Annotated in this window: 18 protein-coding genes; 8 read left to right on the forward strand and 10 right to left on the reverse strand. The window is 64.2% G+C overall.

Translation table 11 applies throughout. The features are described 5' to 3' along the window. Positions 1 to 145: 145 nt before the first annotated feature. From rsmG to AAFG50_RS00080, 3 genes are all read left to right on the forward strand, one after another. Complete coding sequence (gene rsmG / locus AAFG50_RS00070) at positions 146 to 787, forward strand: 16S rRNA (guanine(527)-N(7))-methyltransferase RsmG (protein ID WP_186363039.1); 642 nt, start codon at positions 146 to 148, stop codon at positions 785 to 787. Between the two features lie 29 nt (positions 788 to 816). Next, positions 817 to 1,671 carry a ParA family protein gene (locus AAFG50_RS00075; RefSeq protein ID WP_011083458.1) on the forward strand — a complete coding sequence of 285 codons (855 nt, stop codon included), beginning with the start codon at positions 817 to 819 and terminating at the stop codon, positions 1,669 to 1,671. Positions 1,672 to 1,808: 137 nt separating this feature from the next. Next, positions 1,809 to 2,696, forward strand: coding sequence for a ParB/RepB/Spo0J family partition protein (locus tag AAFG50_RS00080; RefSeq protein WP_028174996.1), 888 nt, complete (start codon positions 1,809 to 1,811; stop codon positions 2,694 to 2,696). A gap of 48 nt (positions 2,697 to 2,744) precedes the next feature. Here AAFG50_RS00080 and holA read toward each other — a convergent pair whose 3' ends face one another. The 3 genes from holA to leuS all read right to left on the reverse strand — a co-directional run bounded on the left by holA (position 2,745) and on the right by leuS (position 7,046). Further along, on the reverse strand, positions 2,745 to 3,773 hold the full coding sequence (holA, locus tag AAFG50_RS00085) for a DNA polymerase III subunit delta (RefSeq protein ID WP_028174995.1): 1,029 nt from the start codon (positions 3,771 to 3,773) through the stop codon (positions 2,745 to 2,747). Positions 3,774 to 3,883: 110 nt separating this feature from the next. Continuing rightward, positions 3,884 to 4,435, reverse strand: a complete 552-nt coding sequence (lptE, locus tag AAFG50_RS00090; RefSeq protein ID WP_011083455.1) for an LPS assembly lipoprotein LptE — start codon at positions 4,433 to 4,435, stop codon at positions 3,884 to 3,886. Beyond that, complete coding sequence (leuS, locus tag AAFG50_RS00095; RefSeq protein WP_028174994.1) at positions 4,422 to 7,046, reverse strand: leucine--tRNA ligase; 2,625 nt, start codon at positions 7,044 to 7,046, stop codon at positions 4,422 to 4,424. The genes lptE and leuS overlap by 14 nt, the downstream gene beginning before the upstream one ends. A 289-nt stretch (positions 7,047 to 7,335) precedes the next feature. Here leuS and AAFG50_RS00100 point away from each other — a divergent pair, with 289 nt between their 5' ends. Then, complete coding sequence (locus tag AAFG50_RS00100; protein WP_080668220.1) at positions 7,336 to 8,706, forward strand: tetratricopeptide repeat protein; 1,371 nt, start codon at positions 7,336 to 7,338, stop codon at positions 8,704 to 8,706. 41 nt (positions 8,707 to 8,747) lie between these two features. Further along, positions 8,748 to 9,404 (forward strand): hypothetical protein, encoded by a 657-nt coding sequence (locus AAFG50_RS00105; protein WP_074076454.1) that lies wholly within the window; start codon positions 8,748 to 8,750, stop codon positions 9,402 to 9,404. Positions 9,405 to 9,419: 15 nt separating this feature from the next. Here AAFG50_RS00105 and AAFG50_RS00110 read toward each other — a convergent pair whose 3' ends face one another. After that, positions 9,420 to 11,117, reverse strand: coding sequence for a diguanylate cyclase (locus tag AAFG50_RS00110; RefSeq protein ID WP_028174991.1), 1,698 nt, complete (start codon positions 11,115 to 11,117; stop codon positions 9,420 to 9,422). 108 nt (positions 11,118 to 11,225) lie between these two features. Between AAFG50_RS00110 and AAFG50_RS00115 the strand changes: the two genes are divergently transcribed. Then, on the forward strand, positions 11,226 to 11,915 hold the full coding sequence (locus tag AAFG50_RS00115) for a YggS family pyridoxal phosphate-dependent enzyme (protein WP_028174990.1): 690 nt from the start codon (positions 11,226 to 11,228) through the stop codon (positions 11,913 to 11,915). 143 nt (positions 11,916 to 12,058) lie between these two features. On the opposite strand, the gene AAFG50_RS00120 is transcribed toward AAFG50_RS00115, so the two are convergent. Both AAFG50_RS00120 and AAFG50_RS00125 read right to left on the reverse strand, forming a co-directional pair. Further along, on the reverse strand, positions 12,059 to 12,844 hold the full coding sequence (locus AAFG50_RS00120) for a fumarylacetoacetate hydrolase family protein (protein ID WP_028174989.1): 786 nt from the start codon (positions 12,842 to 12,844) through the stop codon (positions 12,059 to 12,061). A 6-nt stretch (positions 12,845 to 12,850) separates the two neighbouring features. Further along, positions 12,851 to 13,420 carry a L,D-transpeptidase family protein gene (locus AAFG50_RS00125; RefSeq protein ID WP_028174988.1) on the reverse strand — a complete coding sequence of 190 codons (570 nt, stop codon included), beginning with the start codon at positions 13,418 to 13,420 and terminating at the stop codon, positions 12,851 to 12,853. A gap of 203 nt (positions 13,421 to 13,623) precedes the next feature. Between AAFG50_RS00125 and AAFG50_RS00130 the strand changes: the two genes are divergently transcribed. Together AAFG50_RS00130 and AAFG50_RS00135 are read left to right on the forward strand one after the other, a co-directional pair. Then, positions 13,624 to 14,310: a response regulator gene (locus tag AAFG50_RS00130; RefSeq protein ID WP_008142830.1), complete on the forward strand. Its 687-nt coding sequence runs from the start codon at positions 13,624 to 13,626 to the stop codon at positions 14,308 to 14,310. Between the two features lie 58 nt (positions 14,311 to 14,368). Further along, positions 14,369 to 14,812, forward strand: coding sequence for a cyclic nucleotide-binding domain-containing protein (locus AAFG50_RS00135; RefSeq protein ID WP_011083447.1), 444 nt, complete (start codon positions 14,369 to 14,371; stop codon positions 14,810 to 14,812). A 116-nt stretch (positions 14,813 to 14,928) separates the two neighbouring features. Here AAFG50_RS00135 and xth read toward each other — a convergent pair whose 3' ends face one another. From xth to AAFG50_RS00155, 4 genes are all read right to left on the reverse strand, one after another. After that, positions 14,929 to 15,744, reverse strand: a complete 816-nt coding sequence (gene xth, locus AAFG50_RS00140) for an exodeoxyribonuclease III (protein WP_028174987.1) — start codon at positions 15,742 to 15,744, stop codon at positions 14,929 to 14,931. Positions 15,745 to 15,899: 155 nt separating this feature from the next. After that, positions 15,900 to 16,655, reverse strand: coding sequence for an outer membrane lipoprotein carrier protein LolA (locus AAFG50_RS00145; protein ID WP_011083445.1), 756 nt, complete (start codon positions 16,653 to 16,655; stop codon positions 15,900 to 15,902). Between the two features lie 151 nt (positions 16,656 to 16,806). Beyond that, a complete protein-coding gene (locus AAFG50_RS00150) occupies positions 16,807 to 19,284 on the reverse strand; it encodes a DNA translocase FtsK (RefSeq protein WP_028174986.1) in 2,478 nt (825 codons plus the stop codon). A gap of 9 nt (positions 19,285 to 19,293) precedes the next feature. Further along, on the reverse strand, positions 19,294 to 20,508 hold the full coding sequence (locus AAFG50_RS00155) for an aminotransferase class I/II-fold pyridoxal phosphate-dependent enzyme (RefSeq protein WP_028174985.1): 1,215 nt from the start codon (positions 20,506 to 20,508) through the stop codon (positions 19,294 to 19,296). Positions 20,509 to 20,747 lie beyond the last annotated feature (239 nt).

A 20,747-nucleotide genomic window follows, 5' to 3' on the forward strand; every position in this document is an offset into this window, starting at 1 on the left:
CGGACCGGCCGGCGGTCGATCGTCATCGCCGAGACCTTCATCGCCGAAACCTTCAGCACCAGGATCTGGAGCGGGCGAGGGACCCGACGGTCGATCTGCACCGGCCAGCCAGAAGATCAACAAGGCCAGCGCCAACGATCGATCGTTGGACTCGGTCATAGCGGCGGACAAGATCGCAGCGCTGAAGCTTGCGCCCGTTTCACGTGAAACCGAGGCCCGGCTCGATCGCTACATCGCGCTGCTGCGGGAGTGGCAGGCCAAGACCAATCTCGTCGCGCCCTCGACCTTGCCGCACCTCTGGACCCGGCATATCGCCGACTCGCTTCAGCTCGTCGATCTTGTCCCAACGGCCAGGCGCTGGGCCGATCTCGGCAGCGGCGGCGGATTTCCGGGCGTCGTCCTAGCCTGTGCCATGGCGGAGACACCCGGTGCGAGCGTTCACCTCGTCGAGCGAATCGCCAAGAAGGCGGCGTTCCTGCGCGAAGCAATTCGGATCACCACATCTCCGGGAGTCGTACATCTCGCTGAGATCGGGGATAATGTGGATAGAATCACCGGCCCGGTCGATTGCGTCACCGCGCGTGCACTGGCTCCGCTACATCAACTCATCGGCTTTGCGGAGCCGCTGATGCGCCAGGGCGCAAAAGCGTTGTTTCCAAAGGGTCAAGATGTAGAGGCTGAATTGACCGAAGCCGCTAAATATTGGAATATTCAGCCGCAGCTCCACCAAAGCCGTACCGGTGACGGCTGGATCGTGGAGCTCAATGCCGCCGAACGGCGCGGCTGAGACGTTCAGGGGCGAGTGGGGAATTTGCGATGAGCGTGATTGACGAGCCGCAGCAAGAACAGACCGACGTGGTCCCGCAGGGCCACCCGCGGATCCTCGCGCTGGCGAATCAAAAAGGCGGCGTGGGGAAAACAACCACAGCGATCAACCTTGGCACGGCGCTCGCCGCGATTGGCGAGCGCGTTCTGATCGTCGATCTCGATCCGCAGGGCAACGCCTCGACCGGCCTCGGCATCGATCGCCGCAACCGCTCCTGTTCGACCTATGACGTGCTGGTCGGCGAAGCGGCCTTGCGCGAGGCGGTGGTGTCGACGGCGGTGCCGCGGCTGCACATCGCGCCCTCGACCATGGACCTCTCCGGCCTCGAGCTCGAGCTCGGCACCACGCCCGGCCGCGCCTTCAAGCTGCGCGACGCGATCGGTGCGCTCAACAACAACGTCTCGCCGGACGCGGATTACACCTATGTGCTGATCGACTGCCCGCCCTCGCTCAACCTTCTGACGGTGAACGCGATGGCGGCGTCCGATGCGATCCTGGTGCCGCTCCAGTGCGAGTTCTTCGCGCTCGAAGGTCTGTCGCAATTGCTGCAGACGGTGGAGCAGGTCCGCTCGACGCTCAACCCGAACCTGTCGATCCACGGCATCGTGCTGACCATGTTCGACTCGCGCAACAACCTCTCGAACCAGGTCGTCGCCGACGTCCGCCAGTTCATGGGCGAGAAGGTCTACAAGACCATGATCCCGCGCAACGTGCGCATCTCGGAAGCGCCGTCCTACGGCAAGCCGGTGCTGGTCTACGATCTCAAATGCGTCGGCAGCGAAGCCTATCTGCGGCTTGCCACCGAAGTGATCCAGCGCGAGCGCGAGCTGCGCACGACGCATTGACGATGCCGTAGGGTGGGCAAAGGCGTCTTCGCCGTGCCCACCGTCTTCCGCACACAATCGGTGGGCACGCTTCGCTTTGCCCACCCTACGATAATTCAGTTCTGGAGTGCTGCACCGTGAATCCAAGGGAGCTGGCGATGGCCGACGAAGCGCGTTCGCGACTGGGCCGGGGTCTTGCAAGTCTGATCGGTGACGTCGGCGGCGAGGCTCAGCACGTCGATCGTCCGCGCGCGCAGCGCAAGGTGCCGATCGAATTCATCAAGCCCAACCCGCGCAACCCGCGCCGCACCTTTTCGGAAACCGAGCTCAAGGAGCTCAGCGATTCGATCCGGCAGCACGGCGTGATCCAGCCGATCGTGGTGCGTCCGGTGAAGGGCGCGCAGGACCGCTACGAGATCATCGCCGGCGAACGGCGCTGGCGCGCTTCGCAAATGGCAGGCCTGCATGAAGTGCCGATCGTGCCGGTCGACATCAGCGACAGCGATGCGCTGGAGTTCGCGATCATCGAGAACGTGCAGCGCGAAGACCTCAATCCGATGGAGGAGGCGCAGGGCTATCACGCGCTCGCCAATGAGTTCAAACGCAGCCAGGACGACATCGCGAAAGTCGTCGGCAAGAGCCGCAGCCACGTCGCCAACATGATGCGGCTGACGAAGCTGCCGGCCGAGGTGCAGGCCTTCATCGCGACCGGCCAGCTGACGGCCGGTCACGCCCGCGCGCTGATCGGCGTGCCCGATCCGCTCGCTGCCGCCAGGCGCATCGTCGAGGAAGGTCTCAACGTCCGCCAGGCCGAGGCGCTCGCGCATGAAGAGGGCGTTCCGGAGCGCAAGCCGCAGAAGGCGCGCAGCACCGCGGGGAAGGAAAAGGACCCTGACACGATCGACCTCGAAAAGCGCGTCAGCGACGCGCTCGGTCTCAAGGTCACCGTCAATCACCGCGACCCCGGCGGCTCCGTGCAGATCAACTACCGCAACCTCGACCAGCTCGACGAAGTCATGAAGCGGCTGGCGAAGGGCGCGCTGTAGTCTTCGCCGCTATTCCGGGCTCGCGATCACGCGCGGAGAGAGCTGGACTTAGCCCCGCCGCTTGGCGTTCGCGGCGATCGCCATCAGCGTGCGCTGGGCGATGGCGGCGGCGAGGGTGGATTGCTTGCGGGTGTCGAGCGCGGCGGTTGCTAGCTGCTCGATGATGGCGGCGAGCCGCGCCACGCTAAAATTGCGCAGCGCCGTCTCCACCGCCGGCTTTCGCGAAAAGTGCAGCCGCGGAAAGCCGCCGTCGAGCACGGCGGAGGCAGGCTGGCCGTCGGCGATCGCAAGCGCGGATTTGTGCAGCCACGCGGCCTGGCGCTGCGCGGCCGAGATGATCACGCCGGGATAGGTGCCGGCGATCATGGCTTTGGCGAACTCGGTCTCGACGATGTCGGGCCGGCCGGCGAAGGCGCCGTCGACGATCGGATCGAGCTTCAGTTCGGAAGCATCGGCGACCACCGCCATCACGTCTTCCAGCGTGATCTCGCCTTTGCCATGTGCATAGAGCGTCAGCTTGCGCAGCTCGTTGCGCGAGGCCTGGCGGTCGCCGCCGAGAAACGACATCAGCGCCGCGCGGGCATCCTGCGCGATGCGCAAGTTTGCGATGCGAAGCTCGTCGTCCATCAGCTTGGCCAAGTCGCGCTCGGTGTCGGGATAGCAGCCGATCGCCACGGCCGTCTTGGCGCGCTCGCAGGCCTTACGCAGCGGCGATTCCGGGCGCAGCTCGCCGGCCTCGATCACGATGCGGCAATCCTTCACGCCCATCTCGGCCAGCGTGTCGATGCCGCTGGCGAAGCTGCGCGAGCCTGCGCGCACGCGGATGGCGCGTCGGCCGCCGAACAGCGGCACCGTCATGGCTTCGTCGACGAGACGCGACGGCTCGGCGGACAGCTCGTCGCCATCGAGCCTGACCAGCGAGAACGGATCGTTGGGGTCGTCCACGGCGGAGGCGATCAGCGCGTCGGCGCGTTCACGCACCAGCCCGGCGTCGGGACCGTAGAGCAGGACGATCGGCCGGCCCGCGTCGGGGCGGGCGAGGAAGGCGTCGATCTCTTTTCCACGCAGCGCGACCATCGGGCCTAGATCGTCATTCCGGGGCGCGTAGCGCGAACCCGGAATCCAGTGGTTGGGAATCGAGATTCCGGGTTCGCACCACGCGCGCCCCGGAACGACGGGAATGTGAATTAGCTGCCCGCGGTGAAGAACGAGGCGAGCCGGGTGTTGATGTTCTCGGCGATCTCGTTGGCGGCACGATCCTCCGCATCGCGCACCGCGCGGTTGCGGGAGAAGCGCTGGTAGGAGCCGGGATTGTCATAGGACACGCGCGAGAACGTCGTGCCGGTCATCACCGACTTGCCGCTCGCGACCTCGATCAGGTTGTACTGGGCGTCGATGCCGTAATTCTCGCTGGTCGGCAGTCCCGTTGCCTGGCTGATGATCAGGGACGACCGGCTGGAGGTGAAGCGGATCTCCAGGCGGTGAGTCGGCGGCATGCCCGTGGCCGTGCCGTACAGCTTGAAGGCGAGAGCATTGCGGACCTCGACGCCGACGCGGGCCTCGCGGGAGGCGTTGGGCTTGGGGATCGGGGGCAGCTCGACGCCCATCAGCTTCTCACGCAAGCCGGGGGTGCCGTCAGTATGCTCGGCATACATCGGCCGGAAGCAGCCGGCCGTCAGCGCCGCCAGAGCGACGACTGCCAGCAAACGGGCTGCGATGCGGATCCTAGCCGACAACATTCACGATCCTCTTGGGGACGATGATCACCTTGCGGACGGGCTTGCCGTCCAGCGCCAGCTTTACCGCATCGAGGGCCAAAACGGCAGCCTCGATTTCCGGATTCTGGGCCGCTGTTGCAACTGAGACCTCACCCCGCTTCTTGCCGTTGACCTGGACCACCAGGGTCACGCTGTCTTCAACCAGCAAATCGCGTTCGATTTGGGGCCAATTGGCCTCCGAAACCAGCCCCTTCTGGCCCAGCACCTGCCAGCACTCCTCGGCCAGATGCGGCATCATCGGGGAGAACAGCTGGACCAGGATCTGGCTGGCCTCCCGGATCGCCCAAGCCAAGTCCGCGGCCGGCTGGCCGGGGCGCTGGAGGACCTCGGAGAACGCATTGGTGAATTCGCGGATATGGGCGAGGCAGACGTTGAAGTGCAGCCGCTCGATCCCGGTGGTGACCTTGTCCAGCGCGCCATGGGCGGCCTTGCGCAAGGCGGTCGCATCCGCCCCGAACGAGGCCGGCCGGGCCGCCGGCGCCGCCTTGCCGAGTTCGACGGAATCGTTCACCAGCCGCCACAGCCGCTGCACGAAGCGCGAGGCGCCCTGGACGCGCTCGTCGCTCCAGATCACGTCGCGGTCGGGCGGGGAGTCCGACAGCATGAACCAGCGCGCGACGTCGGCGCCGTAGGTCTCGATGATGTCGTCGGGGTCGACGGTGTTCTTTTTCGACTTCGACATCTTCTCGATCGCGCCGATCTGGATGTCTTCGCCCGTCGTCAGCAGGGTTGCGCGGCGCCCGTTGCCGCCGAGTTCGATCTTGACCTCGGCCGGCTGTACATAGGACCCGTCGGCCTTCTGGTAGGTCTCGTGCACCACCATGCCTTGCGTGAACATGCCTGCGAACGGCTCGTCCAGCGCAACGTGCCCGGTCGCCTTCATCGCGCGGGTGAAGAAGCGGCTGTAGAGCAGATGCAGGATCGCGTGCTCGACGCCGCCGATATACTGGTCGATCGGCAGCATCCGGTTGGCGACCGCGGGCGTCGTCGGTGCGTTCTCGTTCCAGGGATCGGTGAAGCGCGCAAAGTACCAGGACGAGTCCACGAAGGTGTCCATGGTGTCGGTTTCGCGCTGCGCCTTGCCGCCGCATTGCGGGCAAGTGACGTGCTTCCAGGTCGGATGATGATCGAGCGCGTTGCCCGGCTTGTCGAAGGTCGCATCGTCAGGCAGCTTCACCGGCAGGTCGGCGTCCGGCACCGGCACCACATCGCATGTCGGGCAATGGATGACGGGGATCGGGCAGCCCCAATAGCGCTGGCGCGAAATGCCCCAGTCGCGCAGGCGGAAATTCACCTGACGCTCGCCGACCGGCGCGTTGCCGCGCAGTTCGCTTTCGAGGCGTTTTGCGACTTCATCCTTGGCCTGCTCGATGGTCATGCCGTCGAGGAAGCGCGAATTGATCATGCGGCCGTCACCGTCATAAGCGGTGTCGGTGATGACGAACGATTTCGGATCCTGGCCCTCGGGGCACACCACCGGCGTGTTGCCGAGGTTGTACTTGTTGACGAAGTCGAGGTCGCGCTGGTCATGCGCGGGGCAGCCGAAGATCGCGCCGGTGCCGTATTCCATCAGCACGAAGTTGGCGACATAGACCGGCAGCTTCCAGCTCGGGTCGAACGGATGGATCGCGCGGATGCCGGTGTCGAAACCCTGCTTCTCCGCGGTGTCGATGATCTCCTGCGCGGTGCCGATCTTCTTGATCTCGGCGATGAACTCCGCAAGCTTCGGGTCCTTCGCGGCGGCGGCCGTCGCCAGCGGATGATCCGCCGAGATCGCCATGAACTTGGCTCCGAACAGCGTGTCGGGGCGCGTCGTGAAAATCTTCAGCTCGCTCTCGCCGGCCGGCGTCGTCGCCTGATCCAGCGCGAAGCGCACCAGGAGGCCCTCGGAGCGGCCGATCCAGTTGCGCTGCATCAGCCGCACCTTGTCGGGCCAGCGGTCGAGCGTATCCAGCGCGGACAAGAGCTCCTGCGAGTACTTCGTGATCTTGAAGACCCACTGATTCATTTCCCGCTGCTCGACAATGGCACCGGAACGCCAGCCTTTGCCGTCGATCACCTGCTCGTTGGCGAGCACGGTCATGTCGACCGGGTCCCAGTTCACCTTGCGCTTCTCGCGCTCGGCAAGGCCCGCACGCAGGAAGTCCAGGAACATCTTCTGCTGGTGCTTGTAGTAAGAGGGATCGCAGGTCGCGATCTCGCGGCTCCAGTCCAGCGACAGCCCGATCGAGCGGAGCTGCTTCTTCATCGCGGCGATGTTGTCGTAGGTCCAGGCTTTCGGGGCGACCTTGCGCTCGATCGCGGCGTTCTCGGCCGGCAGGCCGAAAGCGTCCCAGCCCATCGGGTGCAGCACGTTGAACCCCTTGGCGCGCATGAAGCGGGCCAGCACGTCGCCGAGCGTGTAGTTCCGGACATGGCCGATGTGGATGCGCCCGGACGGGTAGGGGAACATCTCCAGCACATAGTATTTCGGCCGCGAATCGTCGTTCTTGGAGACGAAGATCGCCTTTTCGTCCCAGGCGGCTTGCCAGCGCGGTTCGGAATCGCGGGCGTTATAGCGTTCGGAGGTCATGGAATCGTTGGTTTTTTCGTGGGTTCGGCGGTCTGAAGTGGCCGGACTAGGCCATAAAAGCGACCGTGGGGTCAACGGATGAGTATTGACAACCAACGGCACCGGGAACACAATCCCTAGTCGTATTTCACCTTCGTATACGCCATGAAGCGATTTTTGAGAGTGTTACTGGTTTTCGCCCTGACAGCGACGACGTTAGCTGAAGTGGCAACAATAATTTGCCTGACCACAACAGTTTCCGCAGAGGCTCGCCCGCGCGATCCTTAGCTGCAGTCTGGGCGGAGTATGCGTGTGGTACGGGCATCGACAAGGGGGCCCGGAAGTGCCCATTTGCGCGCTGCGTAAACATCTCAGGCCATGGGCCTGGCTAGCCGCTCTGCTGGCGAGTGGACTGTGCGCGGCTGCCGCAGACGACGTCGAGACCTGCAAAAAGATAGACCCGCTCATCTCACCCGATGCATGCACTGCCGCAATCAAATCGGGGAGCGTTCAGGGCCACGATCTGGCTGTCCTTTATCTGAACCGTGGCTTTCTCGCCAGTCGCGCAAACGATTTCGACAAAGCAATCCAGGACTACAGCGAGGCAATCAAGGTTGACCCGCAATATGCGAATGCTTTCAACAATCGGTGCGCCGTCTACGTCAGAAAGCGCGAATTCAATCGCGCGATCGAGGATTGCGACAACGCCATCAACCTGAACGCAAACTACACAAGTGCTTACGTGAGCAGGGGCAACGCCTACCGCCTGAAAAATCTGCATAGTCAGGCTATCATGGACTACGAGCGCGCCATCGCGCTCGACAAGAATTCAACGGCTGCGCTCTTCGGTGCCGCTCTCTCTTATACGTCCATAGAAGACTACGGACGTGCCATTGAAGTCTATGGCGAAGTCCTCAAACTCGACAGTAAGAGCACTCAGGCGCTTAACAATCGGGGCTTGATCTACCTGAGACTGCATGACCTGGATCGCGCGATCAAGGACTTCAGCGCGGCGATCGATCTCGATCCGACGTTCGTCTATGCCCTGAACAATCGGTGTTCGGCCTACAACAGCTTGAAAGACGCGGACAATGCCTTGAAGGATTGCGACCGCGCGATCGAGCTCGTTCCAACCTATGTAAATCCCTACATTGGACGGGGGCGGGCCCATCGTTTGAAGAATCAAACCGACCTGGCGCTCAATGACTACGATCGGGCGATCGCGCTCGACCCGAAATCCGCGAGCGCATTCTTTGGGCGCGCGTACGTTCACGACCAAAGAGAGGAATATAAACAAGCTGCGGACGACTACACCAAAGCCTCACAATTGAACCCGAACGATCCCGAGACATGGAATAATCTGTGCTGGGCTCTTGGCATCATAGATCAGCTGAAAACGGCACTCTATGCCTGCGACCGGTCGCTTTCATTGCGGCCGAACAGCGCCGTCACGTCAAATAGCCGCGGTCTTGTCAACCTCAAGTCGGGAAATCTAGCCCAGGCCATCGAGGACTACGATCGGGCGCTCAATATGAGTCCGAAGGATGAGAACTCCCTCTATGGCCGCGGTATCAGCAAGTTGAAGCTTGGCGATCGTGCCGGCGGCGAAGAAGATATTAATGCGGCCAAGGCGATCAGCAGCAGCGTCGCCGACGATTTCAAGAAACTAGGAATTCGGTAAGATTACGAAACAAGTCGCTCCATATATTGGAGGATTGGCAAATGAACGAATTGCTCAGCCGGGATGTCGTCCTGCTCTTCGCATTGTGCGTCACTTACATCTTCTGGGCGGTCGTACCCCTGCTTCCTGCGGTTATGATCTACCGGCTGTTTCCCAACGCGCCGGTTGATACGCAATGGAAGATACTGGGAGTTGCAGTGAAAGCGGGCGGAGCGGCCGGCTTCTACTTCGCGATCCTGGCGCTCGGCTTCTTCAAGTTTCTCGAGCCGACGATTGAGTATGTGCGAGGTCTTCAGCGTCCCTATTGGACGGTCGAAGCCTTGGTTCAATTCGTCGAATCGGACGACAGCGTAAGCAGGCCTTACACCACCAACTCTGCGGAGCAGATACGGATTCAGCCCTATGCATATGATTTCAAGCAAACGGACGATCAGACCTATCTGATTACGATGAGGTTTGCCGAGCTCAACAGCGACACTGATTCGATCAGACTCATTTTTCCCGAGGGGATCGGCTTTATCCCTCTCAAGCAAATGATGAGCAGCGACAACACGAACAATTTCCTTAAGCGTGTTAGTCTGACAAAGGGTCCTCCGACGAAGATTCATCCACCCGTCAAGTGGGGACAAAATGCGCCGTCGGTCTCCGACCTGTCGCAAAAGCTGGAGCGCGGTCTCGAAACGATATCTTCCCGGTAGTCTTGCAGCCGGCCGTCAGCCCGCCATCATCATGTCCGCTGCGCCGGTCTCGATCGCCTGCACGCCGTGCTCGACGACGTTGTTGCGGCCGCGGTGTTTTGCGGCGTAGAGGGCGGCGTCAGCGGCTTCGATCAGGTCGCCGGGGCGCAAGGCCTCGTTGGGCTTCGCTGCGGCAACGCCGATCGAGACGGTGACGATCATGTGGGCGGACGTGATGTGCGGCAGGCAGAGCCTCAGCACGGCCGCACGCACCAGTTCGCCGATCTCCACGGCGCGGTCCACGTCGGTGTTCGGCAGCAGCAGGCAGAATTCCTCGCCGCCATAGCGCGCCGCAAAGCCCATCGTGTCGGCGGCGATACCGGACAGCGACTCGCCGAGCCGGGTCAGGCAGGAATCGCCTTCGAGATGGCCGTAAGTGTCGTTGAAGAGCTTGAAGTGGTCGACGTCGATCATCAGCAGCGCGAGGTCGCTGCCATATTGCTGCGCGCGCATCCATTCGAAGTCGAGCCGGCTCTGGAAGCCGCGGCGGTTGGCTAGGCCCGACAGCATGTCGATCGAGGCCATTACCGTCAGCCGGTCGTTGCTCGCGATCAGCTCGCGCTCGCGCTGGCTCAATTGCGCGGCCATCGCGTTGAACGCGCGGGCCAGCGGCACGAATTCGGCCGGCAGGCGATTGCGCGCCGCGCGTGCCGACAGATCGCCCTCGCCGAGGCGCTTGGCCATGTCGGCAAGCATCTCGATCGGCTTGATCACCAGCTTCTCGGCGGCGATCAGCGCGCCGAGCAGGACGAACAGGACGACGAAAGCGAGCTGGAGATAGGCGGTGCGGATATCGCGGCTCACGGCCGCAGACACCTTGTCCTCGTCGATGCTGGCGATCAGGCGGGCATTTGTGCCGGCGATGCGGATGTAGCTGACGGCGCGGCGCGAGCCGTCGGCGGCGAGGAAGGACAGCGAGCCCTCGTCCTGGTCCGACCGCAGCGCCTTGTCGGCGATTGCGGACATCAGCGGCATGTTGTCGAGGGGACGGCCGACCGCGCTGTGCTGGTCGGCGGGGGCGGCCAGCACGGTGCCCGCGCTGTCGACCAGCACGGCGGTGATGCCGGCGCGACCACCGAGATTGCTCATGACCTTCGACATCCAGTCGAGGTTGACGGTGGCGAGCACGACGGCATCGGCGACGCCGCTGAAGGCGGACACCGGATAGACCGCCATGACGGTCGGTGACGGCACCGGCCGCGACAGGATGAAGTCGCTCAGCACGAAACGGCCGGTTTCCTGCGCCTGCTGGAAGTAAGGCCGGTCGCTGAGATCGAGGCCGACATACATGTTGTTGGTGGCGCACTGGATGCGTCCGTCCTGGCCGGCGATCAGAAGCGTGCGGATCCAGGGAAGGTTCGACGGCAGGCTCGCGCGCAGCACGTCGCAGCTCTTGCTGATGCCGCCGGCGGAGGCGCGGATGAAGGCTTCCGATTTCAGGATGGTCTCGACCGACGAGATCACCTCGCGCTGCGCATCGGCGCTGTGCCTTGCGACGGTGTTGAACTCGGCCGCGGCCTGCGCGATTTGGCTGGTGCGCGTGTTCTCGAGCGAACGGATGCGCTCGAGCATCAAGGGCGCCACCAGAATCACGGCGAGTAACGCAAGCCGCGCCCGGATTCCAAGGACCTGCTTGAGTTTTGCTCGCTTACGGTTGAAACTGACGTTTGCCATCTTCGCTGCCCACCCCATGGGCCAAGGTAAAGCGAAGGGTTCAAAAACTCTTTCTTGAACTCGGTAAAATTGGACTTACCTCGGTTACGACCACAGCCAATCGACGTCATGACAGAAGCCAACGCCGCGCCGGTAACCGGCCATTCACCAAACGCGCTCGCCGCGGTCGAAGCCGAAATCGCCCGCGCCTGCAGGGACGCGCGGCGGGATCGCGCCTCGGTCACGCTGATCGCGGTGTCGAAGACCTTCGACGCGGATGCAATTACCCCGGTCATCGTCGCCGGACAGCGCGTATTTGGCGAGAATCGGGTGCAGGAGGCCAAAGGCAAGTGGCCGGCGTTAACGTCCGTTTACCCCGATATTGCGCTGCATCTGATCGGACCGCTGCAATCCAACAAGGCGAAAGAGGCGGTCGCGCTGTTCGACGCCATCCATTCGGTTGACCGCCCGAGCATTTGCCAGGCGTTAGCCAAGGAAATCGAATCCCAGAAAAAGCACCCGCAGCTCTTCGTCCAGATCAACACCGGCGAGGAGCCGCAGAAGGCCGGCGTCGCGCCCGGCGAGGCCGATGCCTTCCTCGCAAGCTGCCGCGATACCTATGGACTGACGATCTCCGGACTGATGTGCATCCCGCCGGTGGACGAGCCGCCGGCGGCGCATTTCGCGCTGACCGCCAAGATCGCCGCGCGTAACGGCTTGAAGAATCTCTCGATGGGCATGAGCGCGGATTTCGCCACCGCCATCATGCTCGGCGCCACGCATGTGCGCGTGGGAAGCGCCATCTTCGGGCATAGATAATTGTCTTGGGTCGTCCTGGCGAAAGCCAGGACCCATTACCCCAGGGAGTGGTTTGGCGAAGATTGGCCGTCGGTATTGCAACGGAGCGGAATCGAGAGATCACGCGGTATGGGTCCTGGCCTTCGCCAGGACGACAGCAGTGATTATTCGAACCCCACCGACACCTTTCCCAACACGCCAAAATCCACCGCAAAGTGATCGCCGGCCTGGATCGGCAGCGGCGGATGGCAGGTGCCTGTGGTCACCACCTCCCCTGCCCGCAAGGTGATGCCGAGTCCGCGCAGCTCGTTGGCGAGCCAGGCGAGTGCAACACGGGGATCGCCGAGCACGTTCTTGCCATGGCCGATGTAGCGCTCGCCGCGCAGCGTGATCTGCGGCCGTTCTTCGACGAGATCCATCCCGCGCCAGTTCGCAGGCGTCGCCGCGCCCAGCACGAACAGATGCGCGCAGGCATTGTCGGCGATGAGCTGCGCCTCGCCGGCGCCGGCGAAATCGACAAAGCGCGAATCCGGAATCTCGATCGCGGGATGGAAGCTGTCCACGGCGCCCAGCACCTCGTCGACGGCGAACGGCGCCGCGCGCGGCGCCAGATCGCGTCCCATGCGGAAGCAAAATTCCGGCTCGCCGACGCGCATCGCGTTGCCCTTCATCGACGCGGTGCCGCCATCGGCGATCACGGTGTCGCTCATGATGCGCCCGGCCAGCGGTCCCGTGACATTGATGTGCTTCTGTCCGGACAAGCTCGTTGCCGCGATCTTCCAGCCGAACAGCTTTCCGGGCGATTGCGCTTCGAGCGCGGCCTGAATGGCGTAGCCCTCGGCGCGGGTCTGCGGCCGCAGATGTCTCTCCAGTGCGTCGAGCTTGGTGCCGTCACGCCAATGTCGGACGAGGATGCGCGATGCGGCGGCGATCTGATCCTTCTCGAGCATGGGCCCTCACCCGATGATGATTCTTGTTCGTGGGCCGATCCGCCGCAGCAATTGCAGCATCGCGGATTTGGTCATGGAGACGCAGCCCGCGGTCGGCCCGAAATTGTCGCGGGCCAGATGCAGAAACACCGCGCTGCCGCGGCCGGCGATGCGCGGGCGCGTGTTGTGGTCGATTTCGATGATGAAGTCATAGAGATGGTCGGCCCGCTTGAGCCGGTCACCGCCCTGCCCCTCGCCGAGCCGGATTCCCTGATTGTAGTGACGGTCCCGGGGATCCTCGCACCAGGCGTCCTCGCCGGTGATGATCCGCGCCGGCAGGAAGGTTTGCGGCCGGCTGTGCCGGTCGCCCCGCCACCACAGTCGCCGCGGTCGGAAGCTGCCCCTCGGGGTGCCGCCGTCGCCCTCGCGTTTGTTGGCGAGAATACCGCCCCGCCCCAGCGCCACCGGAATCGTCAGCGCTCCGGCCGTCAGCCAGCCGCGGCGCGGATTACCGGCGGCAGGCTTAACGCGGATCGCGGACAGCGGTCCGGCGCCTCGATTTTTGGTGTAAGTAGCTGAAGCAGCGTTGTTTTTCATGTGACCGTGCGATGTCGCATTCATTACAGGACATTCATCAAAACGCCCTGCTATTCTAGGTTAGAGTGCTTCTGGCTTGTGAATCGGTAACAGCCCACTACTTCAACACGAACAACAATAATAACGGCGACCCCTAAACTTCCCCTCGCGGCTGGGCGCGGCATGCATGCGCGCCGAGCCGGACCCCAAAAGGATGATACCCTATGGCCAATGCCCGCAAGATCCTGATCGTGGATGACGATACCGATCTGCGCGATACGTTGGTGGAGCAATTATCGCTGCACGAAGAATTTGAAGCCTCCGCCGTCGATACCGGCGCCAAGGGTGCGAGCGCCGCGAAGGCCAATTCCCCCGATCTCGTCCTGATGGACGTCGGCCTGCCCGACACCGATGGCCGCGAGGTGGTCCGCTCCTTACGCAAGGGCGGCTTCAAGGCCCCCATCATCATGCTGACCGGGCATGACACCGATTCCGACACGATTTTGGGCCTGGAATCCGGCGCCAACGACTACGTCGCAAAACCCTTCCGCTTCGCCGTGCTGTTGGCCCGTATCCGCGCCCAGCTCCGCCAGCACGAAGCCAGCGAGGACGCGGTGTTCTCGGTCGGCCCCTACAGCTTCCGGCCCGGCTCGAAGATGCTGACCGCCGCCAATGCGCGCAAGGTCCGGCTGACGGAGAAGGAAACTGCCATCCTCCGCTTCCTCTACCGCGCCGGCCAGATGCCGGTGTCGCGCGAGACCCTGCTCCAGGAGGTCTGGGGCTACAATTCCGGCGTCACCACCCACACGCTGGAAACCCACATCTACCGCCTCCGCCAGAAGATCGAGAAGGACGCCGCCAACCCGGAGATCCTGGTAACGGAAGCCGGTGGCTACAAGCTGGTGCCGTGATACGCTTTGGGGGCGTGCGAATCGTTTTAGATCGCGTGCCCTTGAGCCTCGGATCTGAATGTCAATTGACGACGACGTAGCGCTTCTCGAGCGGGTCCCGACACTGCGCCTGTTGGGAGACGCCTCGTTGCGCATGCTGGCGATCGGCTCCGAGCAGCGTGACTTCGTCCGCGGCGACATCCTCTTCAATCTCGGCGACGACGCCGATGCCGGCTTCGTGGTCCAGCGCGGCGCCTTCCGGGTCGAAGACGGCGCCGGCGCCGAGATGACCGTGGGTCCCGGCGCGCTGATCGGCGAGCTCGCGCTGGTGGTGCCGATGAAGCGGCCGTCGAGCGCGATCGCGCTGGAGCATTCCTCCGTCATCCGCGTCGCGCGCAGCCTGTTTCAGCGCGTGCTCGAAAGCGACCCCGCCGCCGCCGTTCGCCTGCGCGACGAATTCGCAGTTCGCTCCAGCCAGATCGCGAGCGATATCCTGATGGCCGGTGCGAAGCTGACGACCTGAGGCCCCTGTCATTCCGGGGCGCGACGAAGTCGCGAGCCCGGAATCCATTCATCCACCAACTCTGCCGCCCGATGGATTCCGGGCTCGCGCTACGCGCGCCCCGGAATGACAGGAGGTCACACCTCCAGCGTCACCGTCACCGGCACGTGGTCCGACGGACGCTCCCAGCTCCGCGCGTCGCGGAGAATCTTGAAATCCTGGACCGCGTCCTTCAACGCGCGCGAGACCCAGATGTGGTCGAGCCTGCGGCCGCGGTCGCCGACGGTCCAGTCGGCGGAACGGTAGCTCCACCAGGTGTAGACCTTCTCCGACATCGGAATGCGCTCGCGCGCGACGTCGACCCACTCACCGGCTGCGAGTGCCGCCTTCAGCTTCTCGGTTTCGACAGGCGTGTGCGAGACCACTTTCAGAAGCTGCTTGTGCGACCAGACGTCGTTCTCGTGCGGGGCGACATTGAGATCGCCGACCAGGATGTGGCGGTCATCGCCGCGCGGATGCAGCGGCTCGCACGCCGTCATCTCGTCGAGGAAGCGCAGCTTGTGGTCGAACTTCTCGTTCAGCGCCGGATCGGGAATGTCGCCGCCGGCCGGCACGTAGAAATTATGCAGCACCAGCGGCTTTGCGATGTTGGCCTGCGTCCCGAAAGATACAGAAATGTGGCGCGAATCCACCTTGTCGCAGAAGGTGCGGATGTCCTTGGACTCGAACGGGATCTTCGAGACGATGGCGACGCCGTGATAGCCCTTCTGCCCGTTCAGCGCGACGTGCTCATAGCCGAGCCGCTTGAAACGCTTCAGCGGAAAGGCGTCGTCGATGCACTTGGTCTCCTGGAGGCACAGCACGTCCGGCCGCGCACTCTTGAGGAATTTCGCGACCAGATCGATGCGCAGCCGCACCGAATTGATGTTCCAGGTTGTCAGGGAAAGACGCATGAGGGATGCGTCTTAGCATGGATTGGCGCGGGGAAAATGCTTGTCCACAGCGAGCTCTCGTAGGGTGGGCAAAGCGAAGCGTGCCCACCATTCCTGCCGCGAGGAGGAGAGATGGTGGGCACGGCGCAAGTGCGCCTTTGCCCACCCTACAGCAACTATCCTGGCGATGGGCCGTAATTGGTAAAGTCGATCTTGAACATGCCGGGATCGAGCTTCTTGGTTGCGTCGAGATTGTAGACCGCGATCGTGGTGTCGTAGCCCTGCGGGTCGGTGACGGTCCACTGCTTCAGCTGGCCGTCCTTGGCGCCGAACATCAGCAGGAGGCGGCTGGTGCCGACCAGCGCCTGCTTCTCCTCGATGGTGACGCTGACGAAGACGTCGTCGGCCGAGACGTTGACGACGTTGGTGTCCTTCATCAGGTCGATGCGATCGGACAGCAGGAAGCGCAGCGGCGTCTGCGACAGCGGATAGACGTCTTGCGTGGCGAGCTTGCGGTCGCGCACCACCAGCGACGATCCGTCGGCGACGATGTCGATCGGGCTCGGCGCGTCATATTCGAAGCGCACCTTGCCCGGCTTCTGGATGTAGAAATCGCCCTGCGTCTTGCTGCCGTCGGGGCCGACCTGGACGAAATTCCCGACCAGCGTCGACAGCGAGGACAGATAGGCGCTGACCTTGGCCGCCTGCGCCTTCTGGTTGGCGTCGAAGGTCTGGAAGATGCTGCTTGGCACGTTGCGGCGCGGATCCGGGATCACCGGATTCGGCGGCGTCTGGGTCGCGCCGGTGACCGCAGGCCCGCCGGCGGCCGCACCATTGTCGCGGCCCTTCGGCGCGGGCTTCGGCACCGGCACGTTCTGCGCGGACGACGCCGCGGTCACCATCGCGGCGGTGACGAGAAGCACGCCGGCCACGCGCGCGCTTCGCGCGGCGATGGTGGCAGCGAATCGAATGTCCGGATGTCTGATCAACGCGTCGTCCTGTATGGCTAGGCGCCTTTTAGCGTGATTTCGGGCAAAAGCAGATATCGATTTTGCGTGAAAGCCTGTTTTGAGGCGGCTCGCCTCACATATGGCTGTCTTCTTCCTCGACCAGGATCTCGCGCTTGCCGGCGTGGTTGGCGGGACCGACAATGCCTTCCAGTTCCATGCGCTCCATCAGCGATGCGGCGCGGTTATAGCCGATTTGCAGGCGGCGCTGGATGTAGCTGGTCGAGGCCTTGCGGTCGCGTTTGACGATGGCAACGGCCTGCTGGAATAGATCGCCGCCGCCATCCGCACCCATGCCGCTGGCGTCGAACACGGCGCCGCCGTCCTCGTCCTCGGTCGGCTCTTCGGCCGTGACGGCCTCGAGGTATTCGGGCTGGCCCTGCGTCTTGAGGTGGCGCACCACCTTCTCGACTTCGTCGTCCGATGCAAACGGTCCGTGCACGCGGCTGATGCGGCCGCCGCCCGCCATGTAGAGCATGTCGCCCTGGCCGAGCAGCTGCTCGGCGCCCATCTCGCCGAGGATGGTGCGGCTGTCGATCTTGGAGGTGACCTGGAAGGCGATGCGGGTCGGGAAGTTCGCCTTGATGGTGCCGGTGATGACGTCCACCGACGGACGCTGTGTCGCCAGGATCACATGCAGGCCGGCTGCGCGCGCCATCTGCGCGAGACGCTGTACCGCGCCTTCGATGTCCTTGCCGGCGACCATCATCAGGTCGGCCATTTCGTCGACGATGATGACGATGTAGGGCAGCGGGTCGAGCGAGAGCTTCTCTTCCTCGTAGATCGCCTTGCCGGTTTCCTTGTCGAAGCCGGTGTGCACCGTGCGCGTCGGCTCCTCGCCCTTGGCTTTCAACTCGAGCAGGCGCGTGTTGTAGCCGTCGATGTTGCGCACGCCGAGCTTGGCCATGTTCTTGTAGCGCTCTTCCATCTCGCGCACGGCCCATTTCAACGCGACCACCGCCTTTTTCGGGTCGGTCACGACGGGCGTGAGCAGATGGGGAATGCCGTCATAGACGGAGAGTTCGAGCATCTTCGGATCGACCATGATCAGCCGGCACTGGTCCGGGCGCAGCCGGTAGACCAGGCTGAGGATCATGGTGTTGATGGCGACCGACTTGCCCGAGCCGGTGGTGCCGGCGATCAGCATGTGCGGCGTGCGCGCTAGGTCGATGATGACGGGGTCGCCGCCGATGGTCTTGCCGAGGCAGAGCGGCAGCTTTGCGACCGTGTCGACGGTCTCCTTGGCGACCAGCAGCTCGCGCAGATAGACCTTTTCGCGATGGGCGTTCGGCAATTCGATGCCGATGGCATTGCGGCCGGGCACGACGGCGACGCGCGCCGACAGCGCACTCATCGAGCGGGCGATGTCGTCGGCGAGGCCAATCACGCGCGACGACTTGATGCCGGGCGCCGGCTCCAGCTCGTACAGCGTGACGACGGGACCCGGATTGGCCTTCACGATCTCGCCGCGCACGCCGAAGTCCTGCAGCACGCCTTCGAGCGCGCGCGAATTGGCTTCCAGCTCGGTCTTGCTGAGCGGCTGGCGATCGCCGGCCTTGGGCGCGGCCAGCACGGACACGGACGGAAGCTCGAACTTGTCGGAGGATTTCTTGGCCGCGGCCTTCGGAGCAGCCTTCTTGCGCGGTGCGCGCGCGGCAGGCTCCTCCTCTTCCTCCTCGTCTTCCTCTTCCTCGTGCTCCTCCTCGTAGTCCTGGTCTTCGGACCGCGGCGAGATCGGCGGCGCGGCGCGGCCGCCGCCGAGATTCGGCTCCTGGCGGCTGAACCCAACGGCCTTGGTCTTCGGTCCGCTCGAGACCAGCGAGCGGTAAGCGGCACCACACAGCCAGATCAGGCGCGCCTTGGTGCTCATCAGCGCATGGAACAGCCAGCCCAGCGACACCGAGCCGCGATCGCTCTCCTCGTCTTCATCGAGCGGCTTGTCGTCATCCTCGATCTCGGCGAGCTCGTCGTCATGCTCGCGTGCGCCAAGACCGCAGGCGATCAGGAAGGTCGCGGCCATCGCCGCGAACAGGATCACGCCGAGCACGGTGCGATAGATCATGCCGGGCGGCCCGAAAATCACCGCGGGCGCGCGCACCAGGGCATCGCCGACCACGCCGCCGAGTCCGGTCGGCAGCGGCCATGCGCCGCCGTGCGGCCAGCAGCTGACAAAGCCCGCAGCGATCACGGTGCAGAGAATCCAGGAGCCGAGCCGCAGCGCCTCGCGGTCGAACGGGCGATGGGTCATCATGCGCCAGCCCCAGACCGCGACCGTCAGGACCAGCATGATCGCGCCGAGCCCGAGGATCTGCATCGCAAGGTCGGCGCCGATCGCGCCGGCATAGCCGAGGATGTTGCGGATCGGCCGCGAGGTCGCGTGGCTGAGGCTTGCATCCTGCACCGACCAGGTCATGAGCGCGGCCGAGGCGAGCCCCGACAGCGCGATCAGGCCGAGGCCGGCGAGCTCGCGCATACGCCGCGCCAGCCCCTCGCGGATCGACGGCGGCAGATGGCCGACCAGTGGAATGACACGTTCGATTGCCGACATGCTCACGGGCCCCGCCTAACCCAGAGTCTCGACCAGGCGGTGCAGCGCCTGTGCCGTGGTCTCGCCATCCTGCACCAGCGCGAGGCGAATGTAGCCTGCGCCGGGATTGAAGCCGTCGGGCTGGAGCCGCGCCAGATAGCTGCCGGGCACCACGCGCACGCCGGCTTCTTTGAAGAGCCTGAGCGTGATCGACACGTCGTCGCCGAGCTCGGACGTGTTGAGCCAGACGCAGAAGCCGCCGTCGGGCCGGCGATAGCCGTAGCGATTGCCGATGATCTGGTCGGCGAGGTCGAACTTGATCCGGTAGAGCCTGCGGTTCTCCTCGACATGCGCTTCGTCGCCATAGGCGACGGTGGCGACATGCTGGAGCGGCACGGGCACCTGGGGCGCTGCGATGTTGCGCAGCTCGAGGAACATGCCGATGAACTTCTTGTCGCCGGCGGCGAACCCGACGCGCAGGCCCGGCAAATTGGAGCGCTTCGACAGCGACTGGAACGCAACCACGCGGGTGAAGTCGGGGCCGGCACATTCGAGCGCGCTGCCCGGGGCCTCGCGGGTGTAGATCTCCGAATAGCACTCGTCGCTGAGGATCACGAAGCCGTAGCGGTCGGCGAGTTGCTTCAACCGCTTGAAATAGTCGGGCTTGGCGACCGAGCCCTGCGGATTGGCGGGCGAGGCCAGATAGAACGCCACCGTGCGCGCCAGCGTCGCCTCGTCGATGGCGTCGAGATCGGGCAGGAAGCCATTCTCGACGGTGGTCGGCAGATAGACCGGCTCGCAAGCCGCTGCGCGGGCGCCGGCGCCATAGACCGGATAGAACGGGTTCGGCATCAGGATGGCGGGCTTGCCGGGGCGCGGGCTGACATAGCGTGCGGCCGTGATCGCGGCGAGGAACAGCCCCTCGCGGCTGCCATTGAGGACGAGAAGCTCGCTCGCGGGGTCGAGCGGCCGCGGCAGCTTGAAGCGCGACGACAACCAGGCGCTCGCGGCTTTCCGGAACGGCTCGGTGCCCTGGTTCATCGGGTAACGGCCGAAATCGGCGGTGTGCTTGGCCAAGACCGGGCCGACGAAATCGGGCACGGGATGCTGAGGCTCGCCGACCGCAAGCGTAATCAAGGGTTTACCCGGCTGATGGGGGGCCAACAGCTCGTTCAGCCGGACGAAGGGCGAGCGTTCGGAATCGGAGCTTCCGCTGGCCTGCGGCGCACGGGATGAAGCGGTCATAGCCATTCTGGACGCCAGCACTCTTGGAACAGCCGGTCGCACCAAGGCGCCGGCGGGAAGCGGTTCAGTTCACCATAGATAGGGCGAGGTTAAGACGCGATTAACCATCGGCCGCCGCCCCCGTCCAGAGCGGGAATATTGAGGCCGGATAACAACGGGATGGGTGGGCTACAGGGCCGGCTGGTTCCTTGACCTCTCCCGCTTGCGGGAGAGGTCGCGCCGAAGGCGCGGGTGAGGGTTCTCTC

The organism is Bradyrhizobium sp. B039 (assembly GCF_038965675.1).
Lineage (GTDB): Bacteria > Pseudomonadota > Alphaproteobacteria > Rhizobiales > Xanthobacteraceae > Bradyrhizobium > Bradyrhizobium diazoefficiens.